We start from the raw sequence: 14484 nt of genomic DNA, 5'->3' as shown, positions 1-14484 counted from the left end.
TTCCCGGCAGCAAATTTGGACTTGACGGCGGTGATAAATCGGCGGTGCGCTGCGGCAACGCCAACGCCAACGCCAACGCCAACGCCAACGCCAACGCCAACGCCAACGCCAACGCCAACGCCAACGCCACCCCCGGCACCTGGCGCAGCGGCGATGGGCGATAAAGAGAAAAGGGACCTTGTCAGCGATTAAGGCTGTACCGTGGTGATCCTACGGCGAGGCGGCGCCGGTTGATGCTGCCGGGTGATGGCGTCGTAGGCTTTGCTCATGCCCAATTTGCCCGCCACGCGCTCAAGGGAAACGCGCTTTAACAGTTCGGCGGTGATGGGGCGCTTCTCGTCGTTAAACACCATCGCGCCGAGAAGCTCGGTGAACGGCTGTGATTGCACCAATGTCATGATGAAATCCGCCTCCGATTCATGCTGACAAGGCAGGAAATAAAGGGTGTCGTCCAGCATCACGGGCTTGCCATTCATAGGCCCCACCTTCATGAAATTAAACGACTTGTAGAAGCCTGAGATGGCGACTTTCCAGGGCGCAAAGGTATAGGCGCCGACGCCAAACACCGAGAAACGCGGCTTTCCCCGATAGATAACGCTGCCCCGGGCATCGAGTCTATCCCCATGATCCATCAGGTATCGCCAGGTCTTCGGCACCGTGCCGGCGAGCGTAGCGGTATCCTCGCCGATCTCTTTCTGGGTGACGATCATGACGCGGTCCGCGCGGCTCCTGCCTTTCGCCACATCGGAGCTTTTGAGCAGCGGAAAGACGATGTCGGTTTCAAGATCCACGCACTCTCCCAGGCCATTGGTCAGCAGGCCGTCCCCCCCCTTGGACAGCTCCATGACCTTTGAACAGTCGTGCTTCACGCCGGAGCGCCAGACGTAATGCGTGTTGGTGGCAATCAGATCGCGATGGCGGAGGTACGAGTCGACATTGGCGACCAGAAACTGATCGTGAAAACCGATGGTGGATTCCGGCGCCGAGGCTTCAAGGCTGGCAAAGACATCACAGTCTTGCGAGTCATCCCCAACGGCGATCGGCAGGACAAAAAGGCAGGCTTCGACGGCAGCGCCAAAATGCTGCATGGCATCGATCTTATAGATGGCGGCTCGACCGACCGGGTCGCCTCGCCGCCACGCTTGCCGCAGCAATTTTCGCGCCACCGCGGTCTTGACGAGCATTGCTATCCAGCCTGAGCGTCCCCGAAGCCATTCCAACTGCCTAAGCAGCATCCATTCGGAAATATCGAAGTTGGCTTTGCCGGTCAGTGCGTCCAGTCCCTTATGCCCTTGGAAATTGCTTTTCGCGGGCAGATTGGCGCTCTGTAGCAGCCCCAGTTCGGCATTGGTGACCCACGGGGGGTTACCCAATACTAACCATGGCCCCGGATCGTCAGACAGCACCGCGTCCCAGTCGAGGGTAAAGAAATCGCCCTGGTCCACCCGGGCGGCGCGACCAAGACGCATCCGGGCTTCCTGCACGTATGCCGCATTGATTTCAAGGCCCAGCACATGCCGCGCCGCAGGGAAATGCGCAACGGCGGCCTCAAGGAAAGCGCCTTGGCCGCAGGTGGGCTCCACCACGGCGCCGGGGGAAATGCCGCGTCGAGTCAGGACGGCACACACGGCGCGCGCCAGACCCAGCGGCGTTTGAAAATCCCCGAATTGCCACACGTTCCGCTCTTTTTTGCCGGCCATGGTCAGCGCACCCTTTCCAGACCGTCCACGCTACCCGCCTGTATTATCACCCGACTGTACTGCAGCCGCCATTGCAGTGCGTTTGAGATAGTGAGGTAACCTTGCAGCGGCGGTTCAGCCAAAATGGTTTCGGCAATGTTACGCGCTTCGATTTCGTCAACGGGCAAGTTTCTATCCTGGAGAAAGGCCACAATATCGTCAGCATTTCCCTCATTAGCAATAATTTGTCGTAGGCCGCGCGTCGTCTGGAAGTCGGCGGTACGGCCCTTATCCACGAAAATCGTGTGCATCATATTCAGCCGGCCCGTACGGGCGAACGGATCGTCCACTTTCTCATAGACAAACACAATGAGGTGGTAGCCGAGACCATAGATCTTCTGACGCGCCGACTTATAGGGGCAGGAGGATTGCGGTTGGCGGATGCTCGTAACCTTGATATCAACGTTCAAACTCGGCAGATCGATGCCGTTGGCCGAATTACCCGCGCCGAACCGATAACGCTCCATGAGATGGGAGGTGAATTTGTGCTCAAGATAGGTCCCGACCGCCTTGCCGTCCGTTACTCCATATAACGCCGGCTCATCATATTTGCTCTCAATTTCGGCGAAATTGGCGGCTTCTGCCCACAGATGTTCAAGTGTCAGGTCAATTTTATCGGCGAACACGGGTTTTCCATCAATATTGTCGCATGTGGCGTTCAACCTACCACATAGCACGCTGCCGCTCCATCTCGTTTCACGCCTGAGCCGCCCCGCGACCCCTGGGTTGGTTAGCGCTCCACTTTTGCCTATCCTGGTGCGAAATATTGCCGCCACAGACAACAAGCCCGACGACAGCATCGGACGGCAAATGGTGCGCGATCTTATGAACCGCCGCAATCAAGGAACCCGTAGCAAGCTCTACCCACTGCCCGGCGTTTTCGCCAAAGGAGATCATCCCTCTAATGGCATCGTCATCAGAAACAACCACGATCCCTTCGACGTAGGCTTTGGCATGATGAAACATTATGTCGCTTACCAGCGGAACGCCGAGCGTCGATATGATCGAGGTCACGTCGATCTCAACCGGCCTCCCTGCGCATAATGCGCGCTCCATTGAGTTCGCCCCCGCTGACTCCACACCCCAGATCCGGATTTCCGGTTTGATGTTTTTTAACGCTGCCCCAACCCCGGCCAACATCGCCCCCCCGCCCACAGCTACGAAAACATCGGTTAAAGCAGGACAATCTTCGATAAATTCCAGCGCCAGCGTACCGTGCCCCTCGGCAATGGCCGTGTCAGCGCAATCGTCGAGAATTTTATCGCCTGCCTGCGCGAGTCTTTCAGCATGAGCAAAAGCGTCTTTGACGTCATCAGTAACTATCACACTGGCACCGAGCGCGCGTATTTTCCGCATTGATGCGGCAGGCGCAGTTTGCGGCATGATAATGGTTACCATGGCATGCAGTTTGGCTGCGGCCTGCGCAAGGGCAATGCCGAAATTGCCGCCGCTTACGGCGACGAAGCGCCCGGAAGATAATTCATCAGCCACACCGGCGAATTTGTTCAAAACGCCTCGTGCTTTAAATGAGCCGCCTATCTGGGTATTTTCCAGCTTTAGGTAGACCGGCCGCTTTATCATTGCTGATAAGCCGGGACTAAGGATAGAAGCCGTGCGAATGATATCCCGGCTTATGCGAGTTGCAGCAGCGCGAATGGCGCTCAGTTCGATTAACGAAGGCATTTTGGCTCTTAGCATGGCGCAGATGGATGGGATCGATCACAGGCGGTGGTCTGAGTGGTCGATGGCGATGCCGGGATTTATCTGGGCTTACTGCTGTGCTGTAATATGTTGCTTGTGGGAGCAATAACAGATCGGCCAAGATGACGCCGGCAGGCAACGCCCCGCCGGCGCTGCGCCTAGCGGCGTACGGCGATAGCTTCAATCTCGATTTTCACGTCTTTCGGCAACCGTGCGACTTCCACGCATGAGCGGGCCGGAAACGGCGCGTGATGTTCGGTGAAAAAGGCTTCATAGGTGGCGTTAACCGTCGAAAAATCGTTAAGATCTTTGACAAACACCGTGGTTTTTACAATGTCCGCGACCTGTAAACCCGCCGCCTCGACGATAGCTTTGACGTTCTCCAGCGACTGGCGCGCCTGATCGGCAACCGCTTCCGCGACCTGGCCGCTCTTCGGGCACACCGGGATCTGGCCGGAGGTAAGGATCATATTGCCGAGATCGACCGCCTGCACATAAGGACCAATGGCTGCGGGCGCGTTTTCCGTATTGATTATGCGGGTCATGGCTACTCCTGATGATTGTACATTAAGCGAAATAACGGTGCCGGCCAGCATAGGCCATAGGCCGGCCGCTGCGAAGAGATCAGGCGCTTTGAATCACCGCTTGGTGTTCAAATTCCTTCTCGCAATATTTGCACTGTAAGTGCACCTGCTGACCGCGGACCTTGACGCGAAAACCGGAGGCCACCGGCTCGCTGCGGCTAATACAGTTACTGTTGGGGCAGGTGAGCACACCATCTATACGCTCCGGCAATTGCAGCGTCTGTTTACGCACCACATCGTAATTATCAATACGGTTAACCGTGGCGTGCGGCGCATAGATGGCCAGCTGGTTGGCTTGTTCTTCAGTCAAAAAGACATTTTCCAGCTTGATAAGATCCTTTTTACCCTGCTGGTTGGACGGTAAATTGAGACCAATGGTAATGCGTTCATCGGTGGCGGTAAGCTTAAACAGGCTCAACAATTTCATGCCCACCTGCGCCGGGATATGGTCGATGACCGTGCCGCGGCGTATCGCTTCGACTTGTAGTTTATTATCTTGCGTCATGGGTGATTCCCCCTCATGCGCCTGCTGTTGATCAGGCGGTTAACTCAGTATGCCGCGTCGTCGCCGGTGGTCCTGACCCCGTCAGCGGGGCGCGGCGGCTATCGGGCCACACCGTGCCGGCGGGCGGGCGAAGAGCACGGGCGGCGCAGCTCAGCCGGCGGCCTAAACCTTGCAGCCGCAGCGCACCAGACCGTAAGCGCCGCGTCAACCGCTGGCCCGGCGCAGCACCAACGATACGCGCTGTTATGCTAGCCGGATGGTGTCCGGGTGTCTATCGGCAATCGCGCGCCGGACAGCATCACCCTGTGAGGGCGAGAACGCCGGCCGCCGCGCGCTGCCGCCATCGTACTGCCGCCCTCACAGGGAACGGTCTACCGCTTCTCCTTGAAGCGAACGATAACTTTACGGCGTCGGTTGGTCCGGGTTGTGGCCCAGCACGGCGGCCAGCAGCGCCTGACGGGCAAAAATTCCATTACCGGCCTGCTGGAAATAATACGCATACGGCGTGCGGTCCACGTCAATGGCGATTTCATCCACTCGCGGCAGCGGATGCAAAACCTTCAAGTTAGCGCGTGCCTGTTGCAAATCGCCGGCATGCAGCACGAACTGTGCTTTCACGTTGGCATATTCCGAGGGATCCAGCCGCTCTTTCTGCACCCGGGTCATATAGAGGATATCCAGCGCCGGCACCACGTCTTCAATGCTGGTGTGGAGACTGTAAGCGATTCCCTTTTCCTCCAGCATGTGCAGGATGTGGGCCGGCATCGCCAACGCCTGCGGCGCGATAAAATAGAAGCGGTTGCCGTCGAATTTGGCCAGCGCTTGGGTCAGTGAATGCACGGTACGGCCGTATTTCAGATCGCCTACCATGGCGACGCTGAGATGATCCAGACGACCCTGGGTTTCTTGAATGGTGAACAGATCCAAAAGCGTCTGGGTCGGATGCTGATTGGCGCCGTCGCCGGCGTTCAAAATCGGCACCTGTCCGGAGAATTCGGTGGCGAGCCGGGCTGCCCCCTCCTGCGGATGGCGCATCACGATGGCGTCGACATACGTGCTGATGACCGAGATGGTGTCGGCCAGCGTCTCGCCTTTTTTACCGAGCGAGGTATTGTCGGCATCGGGGAAACCGACGACCGACGCGCCCAGCCGGTGAATAGCGGTTTCAAACGACAGGCGGGTCCGGGTCGAAGCCTCGAAAAAACAGCTGGCGATGACTTTGTGTTTCAGTAATTCCGGCTGCGGCCGGGCCTTAAGCGCGGCGGCGGTGGTTAACACCATTTCCAACTCCTCGCGGCTCAGGTCGTTAATGGAAATGATATGCTTTTGATAAAGGGGATTCACCATCTTTCCTTCCTCCTTATAGGTGCCGGTAATGCCGTCGGATGACGTAGGGCGCGCCGATTTGCGTCCAAAAAAAAGCCCCTCATTGAGGGGCGATATTAACAGAATATAACGGGAGCAGCCGCGGCGCCTGGCCGCCAGCGTGAAACGTATGCAGCTGAATATAAGCCAACGTGCTGATGCTGTGCATGATTCCTCCCGGCAAATTGCCCGGCATTATACGCCGGTGATTTTCTACTTCAAGCCTAAATCTTGTCCGACGGCAACGAAAAGGAACCAATTAGTCGGCGCGGTAAAATAACTGACGGATTGCTCTCACCTTTCACCCATTTCTTGTTTTACACTAAAACGACTTTTCATTTTCAGGGAACTATTATGATCACCGGTAACGTCAATCATCTCGAATTCATTCCGTATCTGCCCGCCAAATTGCGCGCCGCCATCGATTACGTCAAACGCCACATTAATGATGAGACGCCCTTGGGCAAGCATGATATCGAGGGCAATGAAGTGTTTGTTATCGTTTCCAATGATGTGACGGAACCGCGCCAGGCGCGCCGTGCCGAATATCATGCGAAATATCTTGATATCCAGATTTTGCTGCATGGTACCGAAGCGCAATGCTACAGCACGCTGCCGGCGGGTAAACCGGAGACCGACCGGCTGGAAGAAAAAGATATCGCCTTTCTGCCGTCGGGCCAGCATGAAAAACAGGTAGTGCTACAGGCGGGGGATTTCGTGGTGTATTTCCCCGGTGAAGTGCATACGCCGCTGTGCGCGGTGGGCGAGCCGGCGAATATTCGCAAGGCGGTGATAAAAATCGACGCGGCGCGGGCGATGTAAGCGCGACGCCGACCTCCGCCGCGGCCGGCCCGAGGTGTGCTACCGCGTTACCCTTGGCGCCTCGTTGCCGTGGGCCGCGGCGCGGTTTCCCAACCTCAGCTTAAGCGCAAAGGATGCGCCACTGCGTGCGTCAGCCGTGTAGCAGCAGAAACAACGACGTTGATCCGCGCTTGGCGCCGTTATGCGCCGCCAGCAATAAGGCAATCGCCGGATTTTGGCGGCAGTCATTCGGCGTCATAAACGGGCGCTAACTAACCGGCTGACGGCTGCGTCAGCGTCGCCACCATGACGGCTTTGATGGTATGCAGGCGGTTTTCCGCCTGATCGAATACCACGCTGTGCGCGGACTCAAATACCTCGTCGGTCACTTCCATGCCGCCCGCCAAGCCATAGTGTTCCGCCATTTGCCTGCCGAGGGTGGTTTGATCGTCATGGAACGCGGGCAGACAGTGCAAAAACTTCACCCGTGGATTGCCGGTCTGGCGCAGCATGGCCATATTGACCTGATAGGCGCGCAGAAGCGCGATGCGTTCCTGCCATACGCTTTTGTCCTCGCCCATGGATACCCATACATCGGTATAGATAAAGTCCACCGCCTGCACGCCGGCGGCGATATCTTCGGTAAGGGTAATATCGCCGCCGTTTTGCTGCGCCAATCGACGGCAGGTTGTCACCAGCTCTTGATCCGGCCAGCAGGCGCTCGGCGCCACCAACCGCAAATCGATACCGGTTAGCGCCGCCGCTTCCAGCAGCGTATTGCCCATGTTATTGCGCGCATCGCCGACATAGGCCAGCGACATTTGATTGAAAGGTTTTTCCGGCAAATATTCCTGCATGGTCATCAAGTCAGCCAGCAATTGGGTAGGATGGAACTCGGTCGTAAGCCCGTTCCAAACCGGCACGCCGGCGTGACGCGCCAGCGTTTCGACGATCCCTTGGCCATAACCGCGGTATTGGATTCCGTCATACATACGGCCGAGTACCCGAGCGGTATCCTTTATGGATTCTTTATGGCCTATCTGGCTACCGCTCGGCCCCAAATAGGTCACGCGGGCACCCTGATCAAAGGCGGCAACTTCGAAAGAGCAGCGGGTACGGGTCGAATCTTTTTCGAAGATGAGCGCAATATTTTTACCGGCCAGGCGCGGCGTCTCGCCGCCGGCGCGCTTCTGGCGCTTCAGGTCGGCGGCCAGCGTCAGTAACTGATTAATTTCGGCAGAGGTAAAATCCATTAACCTCAGCAAATTGCGTTGAAATAACTGATTCATCATCCGTTTCTCCATGAATACTCTGTCAAACAGGTTGAATTAAAATTCACTTTATATGTATGAATATTCAAATTCAAGTGCTGACAGCAAATCTTTCACCATTAAGCTGGAGCCGCACCCGTCGGTGTGTGAAAATAGCCCTCCTACAGGCCGACGTATTGAGGACAGGGGCATGGCACATTCATTTCTTGAAGAGCAACGCGAAGAGACGCGTCTGATTATTGACGAACTGCTGGAAGACGGCAGCGATCCGGAGGCGCTTTATACCATCGAACATCATCTCTCCGCGGACAATTTTGACACCCTGGAGAAAGTTGCGGTAGAGGCCTTCAAATTGGGTTACGAAGTCACCGATGCCGAAGAGCTGGAAGTGGAAGGCGGCGAAACGCTGATGTGCTGCGATGCGGTCAGTGAAGTCGCGCTACAGGCGGAGCTTATCGATGCACAGGTAGAACAGCTCTTCACCCTGGCGCAGCGTCTGGGGGTAAATTACGACGGCTGGGGCACCTATTTCGAGGATCCAGACGGAGAGGATGAAGAAGGCGATGAGTTCGATCAAGACGAAGACGACGACCCGGCGGATAGCGACGAGGTGCCCGCCACACGCCATTGATTGCCCCCGCCGCTGACCGCCAAGGTCGGCTGAAGGATGATGCGAATAACGGCCGTCGCCGGCGCTATTCGCGTCCACCCAGACGGTTTATAACGTTTTCAACATGGTGACTTCACAGTCGACGTGACCGGTATTGCCCATCGGGCCAGCGATATGGCAAAAGCCCAGCTGCTCATAGAGGGCAATAGCGCGATCCAGGGTGGCGGTGGTTTCCAGATAACATTGGCGGAAACCCTGCTCGCGGGCAAATGTCAGCGCGCGCTGCGCCAGCTCCCACGCCACCCCCCGTCCGCGCAGTTCGGGCAGGAAATACATTTTTTGCAGTTCGCAAACCTCTTCGTTTGCGCCGCTCAGCGGCGCCACGCCGCCTCCGCCCGCCAGCTGCCCGTGCAACTCAATGACCCAATAGGCGCTGCGCGGCTGGCTGTAGAGCTCATAGAGATGATCGAGGTTGGGATCGGAAACGGTATAGCCTTTATCCGCCGTCAGGCCGAATTCGGCGGAAACCCGGCGGATCACCTGCGCGATGGCGTTATTGTCTGCCGGTGTTATCGGACGCACCCGTATGGCATCTGCAGAGGTAGTGGGCATGGTCATGATCCGGATAGTCATAAATAAAGGCACAATGGGTTAAAAGTAATAGCACCGCAGGGCCTGGCGATGCAACTGAAACCGCCGAGGCGCCTGGGCGATGGTCGGGGACGGCCGCCGCCTGACGGGGCGCGGTGACCGGGGAACGATCACTCGCCAGCGATTACGTGTTTAACCGCCGACGTTAGCGTGATGACCGCTGGCGATAGTGCACGGGTAAACCGGTGCTAGCGTAACGGTCCCCGGCGATAGCGTGATGACCCCCGGCGATAGCACCGTTGCCGGCCGGGAGTCGCGCGCTTGCCAACCGACGTCAGCGCGATTACAAGCCGGCGATGATCGCTTGCTGTTCGAGCAATTTCGCCCTGGATTGCTGATAGCTTTCCAGCTTCTCGCGCTCTTTCGCCACCACCGCCTCGGGCGCGCGGCCGATAAAGCCCTCGTTGCCGAGCTTGGCGGCGATACGGCCGATTTCGCCTTCGATGCGCGCCGCTTCTTTGGCCAGACGCTCCAGCTCGGCGTCTTTATCGACCAGGCCCGCCATCGGGATCAGCAGCTCGGCGCCGTCGATAAGTTGGGTGACAGAAACCGGCCCTTTATCGTCCGCCGGCAGCAGGGTAATGCTGTCAAGCCGTGCCAGGGTGAGTATAAAGCTCAAGTTTTCGTTCACCCTGCGCGCCACCGCCGGTGAAGCCTGGCGCAGCAGCACCGTCAGCGGCTTACCGGGCGCAATGTTCATTTCGGCGCGAATCGTGCGCACCGCGACGATGGCTTGCTTGATCCATTCCAGGTCGGTGAGCGCGTCGGCGTCCGCCAGCGCCGCATCATAGGCCGGAAAAGGCTGCAGCATAATAGTTTCACCCGGTTCACCGGTGAGAGGTTTCACCCGCTGCCAGATGGTTTCGGTAATAAACGGAATGATGGGATGCGCCAGGCGCAGCAGCCCTTCCAGCACGTTGACCAACGTATGGCGGGTACCGCGCAGCTCGGCGTCGCTGCCGCCGCTCATCACCGGTTTGGTCAGCTCCAAATACCAGTCGCAGAACTGGTTCCAGGTGAATTCGTACAAAATCCCGGCCGCCAAATCGAAACGGTAAGCGTCCAGCGCTTCGCGAAACGCCTTCACCGTCTGGTTAAATTCCGCCAGGATCCAGCGATCCGCCAGCGACAGCACTTGGTCGCCGCCGTTGAAACCGCAGTCTTGATCTTCGGTATTCATCAGCACAAAACGGCTGGCGTTCCACAATTTATTGCAGAAATTGCGATACCCTTCCAGGCGCTTCATGTCCCAATTGATATCGCGGCCGGTAGAGGCCAGCGCCGCCAGCGTGAAACGCAGGGCATCGGTACCGTGCGGCTCGATGCCGTTCGGAAACTGTTTTTCCGTGCGTTTGCGGATCTTTTCCGCCAGCTGCGGCTGCATCATATTGCCGGTGCGCTTTTCGAGCAAATCGGCCAGCGAAATGCCGTCCACCATGTCCAGAGGGTCGATAACATTCCCTTTGGACTTGGACATTTTCTGCCCTTCTTCATCGCGGATCAGACCGGTCATATAGACGGTATTAAACGGCACCTGCGGTTTGCCGTTGTCGTCCTTAATGAAATGCATGGTCAGCATGATCATGCGCGCTATCCAGAAAAAGATAATGTCAAAGCCGCTCACCACTACGCTTGTGGGATGGAACGTGCGCAGCGCGTCGGTGTTTTCCGGCCAGCCAAGGGTAGAGAAGGTCCACAGTCCGGAGGAGAACCAGGTATCCAGCACGTCATCGTCCTGGCGCAGCGGGATGTCGTCCGCCAACTGATGTTGCTGGCGCACCTCGGCCTCGCTGCGGCCCACATAGACCCGACCCTCGGCATCGTACCAGGCTGGAATGCGGTGGCCCCACCACAGCTGGCGGGAAATACACCAATCCTGAATATCCCGCATCCAGCTAAAATACATGTTCTCGTACTGCTTCGGTACGAACTGGATCTCGCCCTGTTCCACCGCTGCCACCGCCACTTTCGCCAGCGGCGCGGCGCGCACGTACCATTGATCGGTCAACATCGGCTCGATAACCACGCCGCCGCGATCGCCATACGGGACCGTGAGATCATGGGCCTTGACCTCGACCAGCAGGCCCAGGCGGTCGAATTCCGCCACGATCGCCTTGCGGGCGGCGAAACGTTCCAGGCCACGAAAAGCCGCCGGGATAGCGCCAGACAGCGCCTCGCTGGCCTCGCCGTTGGTGTCGAACACCTCGGCTTCCTGGCGGATGTCGCCGTCAAAGGTCAGGATATTGATCATCGGCAGCGCATGGCGCTTGCCGACCTCATAGTCGTTAAAATCGTGCGCCGGCGTGATTTTGACGCAGCCGGTGCCTTTGGTCATATCCGCGTGCGCGTCGCCGACAATCGGGATACGGCGGCCGACCAGCGGCAGCATGACGAACTTTCCAATCAAATCGCGATAGCGCGGATCTTCCGGATTAACCGCCACGCCGGTGTCGCCGAGCATGGTTTCCGGCCGCGTAGTGGCGACCACCAGATAATCCAGACCGTCGGCGGTGCGCGCGCCGTCGGCCAGCGGGTAACGCAGGTGCCACATAGAGCCCTTCGACTCGCGGTTTTCCACTTCCAGATCCGAGATCGCGGTGCGTAATTTCGGATCCCAGTTCACCAGGCGTTTGCCGCGGTAAATCAAATCGTCCTGATACAGACGCACGAACACTTCCTTCACCGCGTTGGACAGCCCGTCGTCCATGGTGAACCGCTCGCGTTCCCAATCCACCGAATCGCCCAGTCGGCGCATCTGGTGGGTAATGGTGCCGCCGGATTGCGCTTTCCATTGCCAAATTTTGTCAATAAAGGCGTCGCGGCCGTAATCGTGGCGGGTTTTACCCTCTTCGGCGGCGATTTTGCGCTCCACCACCATCTGCGTCGCGATGCCGGCGTGATCGGTGCCCGCCTGCCACAGGGTATTTTTACCCTGCATACGCTGATAACGAATCAGGGTATCCATAATGGTCTGCTGGAAGGCATGGCCCATATGCAGGCTGCCGGTGACGTTCGGCGGCGGGATCATGATGCAGTAGCTATCCTGCCGGGTATCATTGTTCGGCTTGAAATAGCCCTGCTGCTCCCAGTGCTCGTACAGCGGCTGCTCGATATCTTTGGGATTGTATGTTTTGTCCATTATGCGTCGTTAATCACTGCGTTGGCGGCGTGGCCGTAGTCAATTGGAAGCCGACGCTGCGATACGCTTTATAACGATCGCGCGCCAGCTGTTTTAAAGCATCTTCATCCGGGACGAAGTCTATCACTTCATGGAAAGCGGAGGCAAAATCCGCGCAGGCCGGCAGCAGGCTTATCAGCAGATCCCGCGGCGCGTTACCGCGGCGCTGCGGCCAGCAAATTTCCACCGGCGCGCCGTAGCGCGGGCCTTCACCCGCCAGGTTATGTGGCACGAACGCATCGGGATCGCGCGCCCACAGCGCCTCGTCCAGTCTGAGCGCTTGGGCATCGTCCTCACAGGCGATAAGCACCCGTTTCCCCTCCCGCCATTTACCGGCCGCCAAATCGCAGGCAAGCCGCTCCACGGCGGTCAGGTCGTCGCTGGTGGCGTGTTGGTCGAGCAAATAGAAGGTTGCGTTTTTCATGTACCGTTTTGTTCACCAGGGGATGACTGAAAAAACAACGGGCGGCAAGGGCCGCCCGTGCAAGCATACCTTTTTTGCGGTTACTCGTCACCGTTGAGTCCGGCGCGGTTGAGCAAGAATTGCGACAGCATCGCCACCGGCCGTCCCGTGGCGCCCTTGGCTTTACCTGAGCGCCAGGCGGTGCCGGCGATGTCCAGGTGCGCCCAATTATATTTACGCGCGAAACGCGACAGGAAGCAGCCGGCGGTTATCGCGCCGCCGGGCCGGCCGCCAATGTTCGCCATATCGGCGAAATTCGACTCCAACTGCTCCTGGAACTCATCCCCCAGCGGCAAACGCCAGGCGCGGTCGCCGGCCTGCTCGGCGGCGCCGATGAGCTCATGGGCCAGCGGGTTATGATTCGACATCAGCCCGGTCAAATGATGCCCCAGGGCAATAACGCAGGCGCCGGTCAGCGTAGCGACATCGATGACCACGTCCGGGTCGAAGCGTTCGACATAGGTGAGGGCGTCGCACAGCACCAGCCGGCCCTCGGCGTCGGTATTCAACACTTCCACCGTTTGGCCGGAGAGGGTGGTCAACACATCGCCGGGCCGAAACGCGCGACCGTCCACCATGTTTTCGCAACCGGCCAATACGCCGACGATATTCAACGGCAGATTAAGCTCCACCGCCATGCGCATCACGCCATAGACCGTTGCGGCGCCGCACATGTCGTATTTCATTTCATCCATGCTGTCGGCGGGCTTGATGGAAATGCCGCCCGCGTCAAAGGTCAGCCCTTTCCCCACCAGCACGATCGGCCGCGCTTCGGCGTCGGGGTTGCCTTTATACTCAATCACCGACATCAGCGATTCATTGGCCGAGCCCTGACCGACCGCCAGATAGGCGTTCATGCCCAGCTCTTTCATCTGTTGTTCGCCGATGACCCGGGTCGTGGTGGCTTTGCCGTAGCCGTCGGCCAGCTGGCGCGCCTGCGAGGCCAGATAGGCCGGATTGCAAATATTGGGCGGCATGTTGCCCAAATCTTTAGCGGCTTTGATACCGGCGGCGATAGCCAGACCGTGCGCAATCGCGCGCTCGCCGCTGGTTAATTCGCGGCGCGTCGGCACATTGAACACCATTTTGCGCAGCGGCCGGCGCGGCTCGGTTTTATTGCTCTTCAGCTGATCGAAGGTATAAAGCGTCTCTTTCGCCGTCTCCACCGCCTGGCGTACTTTCCAGTAGGTATTACGCCCCTTGACGTGCAGCTCGGTCAAAAAGCACACGGCCTCCATGGAGCCGGTGTCGTTGAGCGTATTAATCGTTTTGTTGATAACCTGCTTATACTGGCGTTCATCCAGCTCGCGCTCTTTACCGCAGCCGATAAGCAGAATACGTTCGGACAACACATTCGGGACATGATGCAGCAGCAGCGTCTGCCCGACCTTGCCTTCCAGTTCACCACGGCGCAGCAGCGCGCTGATATAGCCTTCGCTGATTTTATCAAGCTGTTCGGCGATCGGGGACAGACGGCGCGGCTCAAAAACCCCGACGACGATACAGGCACTGCGTTGTTTTTCCGGGCTACCGCTTTTTACACTGAACTCCATGCACTCTCCTGAATCTTAAAGACAAAGACGGTTGCGCGGGATAAAATAGACTTTCCCGTCATC

The 14484-nt window shown here is 58.0% G+C and carries 13 protein-coding genes; 2 read left to right on the top strand and 11 right to left on the bottom strand.

Annotated elements, in window-relative coordinates:
- Positions 1 to 188: 188 nt before the first annotated feature.
- From SANT_RS19580 to pyrB, 6 genes are all read right to left on the bottom strand, one after another.
- Positions 189 to 1700: a class I SAM-dependent methyltransferase gene (locus tag SANT_RS19580; protein ID WP_025423931.1), complete on the bottom strand. Its 1512-nt coding sequence runs from the start codon at positions 1698 to 1700 to the stop codon at positions 189 to 191.
- A 2-nt stretch (positions 1701 to 1702) separates the two neighbouring features.
- Positions 1703 to 2365: a hypothetical protein gene (locus SANT_RS19575; RefSeq protein ID WP_200867261.1), complete on the bottom strand. Its 663-nt coding sequence runs from the start codon at positions 2363 to 2365 to the stop codon at positions 1703 to 1705.
- A 70-nt stretch (positions 2366 to 2435) separates the two neighbouring features.
- On the bottom strand, positions 2436 to 3422 hold the full coding sequence (locus SANT_RS19570; RefSeq protein ID WP_025423929.1) for a threonine ammonia-lyase: 987 nt from the start codon (positions 3420 to 3422) through the stop codon (positions 2436 to 2438).
- A gap of 176 nt (positions 3423 to 3598) precedes the next feature.
- A complete protein-coding gene (gene ridA, locus SANT_RS19565) occupies positions 3599 to 3985 on the bottom strand; it encodes a 2-iminobutanoate/2-iminopropanoate deaminase (protein WP_025423928.1) in 387 nt (128 codons plus the stop codon).
- 79 nt (positions 3986 to 4064) lie between these two features.
- Positions 4065 to 4529 carry an aspartate carbamoyltransferase regulatory subunit gene (pyrI, locus tag SANT_RS19560; RefSeq protein WP_025423927.1) on the bottom strand — a complete coding sequence of 155 codons (465 nt, stop codon included), beginning with the start codon at positions 4527 to 4529 and terminating at the stop codon, positions 4065 to 4067.
- A gap of 402 nt (positions 4530 to 4931) precedes the next feature.
- Positions 4932 to 5876: an aspartate carbamoyltransferase gene (gene pyrB, locus SANT_RS19555; RefSeq protein WP_025423926.1), complete on the bottom strand. Its 945-nt coding sequence runs from the start codon at positions 5874 to 5876 to the stop codon at positions 4932 to 4934.
- A 372-nt stretch (positions 5877 to 6248) separates the two neighbouring features.
- Between pyrB and SANT_RS19550 the strand changes: the two genes are divergently transcribed.
- A complete protein-coding gene (locus SANT_RS19550) occupies positions 6249 to 6716 on the top strand; it encodes a YhcH/YjgK/YiaL family protein (RefSeq protein ID WP_025423925.1) in 468 nt (155 codons plus the stop codon).
- A 251-nt stretch (positions 6717 to 6967) separates the two neighbouring features.
- On the opposite strand, the gene argF is transcribed toward SANT_RS19550, so the two are convergent.
- Complete coding sequence (gene argF, locus SANT_RS19545; protein ID WP_025423924.1) at positions 6968 to 7984, bottom strand: ornithine carbamoyltransferase; 1017 nt, start codon at positions 7982 to 7984, stop codon at positions 6968 to 6970.
- A 172-nt stretch (positions 7985 to 8156) separates the two neighbouring features.
- Between argF and rraB the strand changes: the two genes are divergently transcribed.
- Complete coding sequence (rraB, locus tag SANT_RS19540) at positions 8157 to 8597, top strand: ribonuclease E inhibitor RraB (RefSeq protein WP_025245418.1); 441 nt, start codon at positions 8157 to 8159, stop codon at positions 8595 to 8597.
- A gap of 87 nt (positions 8598 to 8684) precedes the next feature.
- Here the strand turns inward: rraB and SANT_RS19535 are convergent, their stop codons facing one another.
- The 4 genes from SANT_RS19535 to pepA form a co-directional block, all read right to left on the bottom strand.
- Positions 8685 to 9188 (bottom strand): GNAT family N-acetyltransferase, encoded by a 504-nt coding sequence (locus tag SANT_RS19535; RefSeq protein ID WP_025423923.1) that lies wholly within the window; start codon positions 9186 to 9188, stop codon positions 8685 to 8687.
- A gap of 322 nt (positions 9189 to 9510) precedes the next feature.
- Positions 9511 to 12366 carry a valine--tRNA ligase gene (locus SANT_RS19530; protein WP_025423922.1) on the bottom strand — a complete coding sequence of 952 codons (2856 nt, stop codon included), beginning with the start codon at positions 12364 to 12366 and terminating at the stop codon, positions 9511 to 9513.
- A gap of 13 nt (positions 12367 to 12379) precedes the next feature.
- Positions 12380 to 12829: a DNA polymerase III subunit chi gene (locus SANT_RS19525; protein WP_025423921.1), complete on the bottom strand. Its 450-nt coding sequence runs from the start codon at positions 12827 to 12829 to the stop codon at positions 12380 to 12382.
- Positions 12830 to 12909: 80 nt separating this feature from the next.
- Positions 12910 to 14421 (bottom strand): leucyl aminopeptidase, encoded by a 1512-nt coding sequence (gene pepA / locus SANT_RS19520; protein WP_025423920.1) that lies wholly within the window; start codon positions 14419 to 14421, stop codon positions 12910 to 12912.
- Positions 14422 to 14484 lie beyond the last annotated feature (63 nt).

The sequence above is a fragment of the Sodalis praecaptivus genome, from assembly GCF_000517425.1.
GTDB classification, from domain to species: Bacteria; Pseudomonadota; Gammaproteobacteria; order Enterobacterales; family Enterobacteriaceae; genus Sodalis_A; species Sodalis_A praecaptivus.
Note: the sequence above shows the minus strand (reverse complement) of the source record. Positions and strands in the feature narration are given on the sequence as shown.